Source organism: Pseudomonas sp. (genome assembly GCF_049645325.1).
GTDB lineage: Bacteria > Pseudomonadota > Gammaproteobacteria > Pseudomonadales > Pseudomonadaceae > Aquipseudomonas.
Genome location: NZ_JBARTQ010000637.1, coordinates 1 through 2,790, shown reverse-complemented (window position 1 = coordinate 2,790; position 2,790 = coordinate 1). Strand labels below are relative to the sequence as shown.

The window sequence follows — 2,790 nt, the reverse complement described above, 5'->3', positions numbered from 1 at the left end:
ACTGACCCACCGTATTCGCGAGCAAGCCCGCTCCCACAGGGGGATTTATGTCAGGTCAGTAAGTCCTGCAGGGTCGCCAGGTTGTCGGCATCCTCCACCGCCTTATCCTGCCGCCACCGCAACATCCTCGGAAACCGCACCGCAATCCCGCTCTTGTGCCGCTTGGACAGGGCAATCCCCTCAAACCCCAGTTCAAACACCATGCTCGGTGTCACGCTGCTGACCGGGCCGAATTTCTCCACCGTGGTTTTGCGCACAATCGCATCCACCTTGCGCATCTCTTCGTCGGTCAGCCCCGAATAGGCCTTGGCAAACGGCACCAGCGTGCGTTCGGTACCGGGCGGGCCGTCCCACACGGCAAAGGTGTAATCGCTGTACAGGCTGGCGCGTCGACCGTGACCGCGCTGGGCGTAGATCAACACGGCGTCGACGCTGAACGGGTCGACTTTCCACTTCCACCACACGCCCATGTCCTTGGTACGGCCCACGCCGTACAGGCCATCGCGGGCCTTGAGCATCATGCCTTCCACGCCGAGGCGGCGAGAGTCTTCGCGTTGCTGGGCCAGGTCTGCCCAGCTCGTGCCCGTCAGCAGCGGCGATGGCAGCAGCACCGGCTGGTTGCACTGCGCAATAACCTGCTCAAGTTGGGCGCGGCGTTCGCCTTGGGTGTGGTTGCGCCAGTCATGGCCCTGATGCTCCAGCAAGTCATAGGCAAGGACCGCGACCGGCGCCTCGTCGAGGACTTTTTTGCTCATGGTTTTACGGCCGATACGCTGTTGCAGCAGGGCGAAAGGTTGCACCGAGTCTTTCCATACCACGATCTCGCCGTCGATCACCGTGCCATCGGGTAAACCGCTGACCAGGCTGTGGAGTTCGGGGAAACGCTCGGTGACCAGCTCTTCGCCACGTGACCAGACCCACAACCGGCCCTCGCGCTTGACCAGTTGCGCGCGAATGCCGTCCCACTTCCACTCCACCTGCCAGTCGTCGGGCGCGCCGAGCAGGGCGTCGAATTGCTCCACCGGTTGTGACAACCCATGGGCGAGAAAAAACGGATAAGGCTGCCCGCCGCGTTGCGCATGTTCGTCGGGCGATTCGGCCGCGATCAGCTTGAGGTAACCCTCAGCCGTCGGACGGTTGGACAAGTCGGTGTAGCCCACCAGCCGCTGGGCCACACGTTTGCTGTCGAGGTCGGCCAGGGCCGCGAGCGCGCGGGTGACCAGCAATTTGGACACGCCGACGCGAAAACTGCCGGTGATCAACTTGATGCACACCATCAGGCTGGGTTGGTCCAGCTGCGCCCACAGCGCAGGCAGGCGTTCGGCCAGTTCCAGGGGCGGAAGGCCACGCAAAGGCAGGAGCTTTTCTTCCAGCCACACCGCGAGACCGTCTTCCGAGGTGTAGGTTGATTCCGGTAATAGAAGGGAAATCGTCTCGGCCAGGTCGCCCACCGATTGGTAACTCTCCTCGAATAACCATGGCGCTATACCCGACGCTTCGGTGGCCATGTCGCGCAGCAAGCGCGTGGGCACCAATTGCCGGGGGCGCCCGCCGGATAAAAAGTACACCGCCCAGGTGGCATCTTCCGGCGGCGCTTGCCGGAAGTAGGCTTGCAGCGCCGCCAGCTTGGCGTTGCTGGAAGTGGTCGCGTCGAGGTTGGCGTACAGCTCGGCGAAGGCTTTCATGCCGTGGCCTCTTCTTCGTCATCGCCGTATTCGGTGCTGAAGCCCTGGGCGTCCAGGCCTTTTTCCCGCAAGTGGCGCACCAATACGCCGACGGAACCGTGGGTGACCATCACGCGTTCGGCACCGGTTTGTTCAATGGCCCACAACAGGCCGGGCCAGTCGGCGTGGTCCGAGAGTACAAAACCTCGGTCCACACCGCGCCGCCGCCGTGTGCCGCGCAGGCGCATCCAGCCGCTGGCGAACGCATCGCTGTAGTCGCCGAAGCGCTTGATCCAACTGCTGCCGCCGGCAGACGGCGGGGCGATGATCAGCGCTTGGCGCAGCAGCGCATCGGTTTTTTTGAAGTCGCCGGCGTACAAGGTTTCGGGGATGTAGATGCCGGCTTCGCGGTACACGCGGTTCAAGGGTTCGACGGCGCCGTGGCTGAGGATCGGGCCGATGCTGGCGTCAATGCCGTGCAGAATGCGCTGGGCTTTGCCGAAGGAGTAACAGAACAACACGCTGGCCTTGCCTGCCGCGATGTTTGCCTGCCACCAGTCGTTGATCCCGGCGAAAATCTGCGCCTGGGGTTGCCAGCGGTAGATCGGCAGGCCAAAGGTGGATTCGGTAATAAACGTGTGGCAACGCACGGGCTCGAAGGGCGCACAAGTGCCGTCGGGCTCAACTTTGTAGTCGCCGGACGCGACCCAGACTTCGCCTTTGTATTCCAGGCGCACCTGGGCCGAGCCGAGCACGTGCCCGGCTGGGTGGAAACTCAGCGTGACGCCGTGATGCATGAGCTTTTCGCCATAGGCGAGGGTTTGCAGGTTGATGTCCTGGCCCAGGCGCGAGCGCAGGATGCCTTCGCCGGGGGCGGCGGCCAGGTAATGCTGGTTACCGGTGCGGGCGTGGTCGCCGTGAGCGTGGGTGATGACTGAGCGTTCGACCGGCCGCCAGGGGTCGATGTAGAAATCTCCGGCGGGGCAATAAAGGCCTTCGGGCCGGGCGATGACAAGGTCCATGGGCGTGCCGGGGCAGTGGGCTTATCAGTTAGGAGGGGAGTGAGACTTGAGAAGTTCTATCTAAATGCAGGCAGTCAATTGTGGGAGCGGGCTTGCTCGCGAAG

At 63.3% G+C, this 2,790-nt stretch carries 2 protein-coding genes; both read right to left on the bottom strand.

The genetic code is table 11. The features are described 5' to 3' along the window. Positions 1 to 50: 50 nt before the first annotated feature. Positions 51 to 1,685, bottom strand: a complete 1,635-nt coding sequence (locus WBB95_RS27045; RefSeq protein WP_424490364.1) for an ATP-dependent DNA ligase — start codon at positions 1,683 to 1,685, stop codon at positions 51 to 53. After that, positions 1,682 to 2,686 (bottom strand): ligase-associated DNA damage response exonuclease, encoded by a 1,005-nt coding sequence (locus WBB95_RS27040; protein WP_424490363.1) that lies wholly within the window; start codon positions 2,684 to 2,686, stop codon positions 1,682 to 1,684. Before WBB95_RS27040 ends, WBB95_RS27045 begins: the two co-directional genes overlap by 4 nt. Between the last annotated feature and the right edge of the window lie 104 nt (positions 2,687 to 2,790).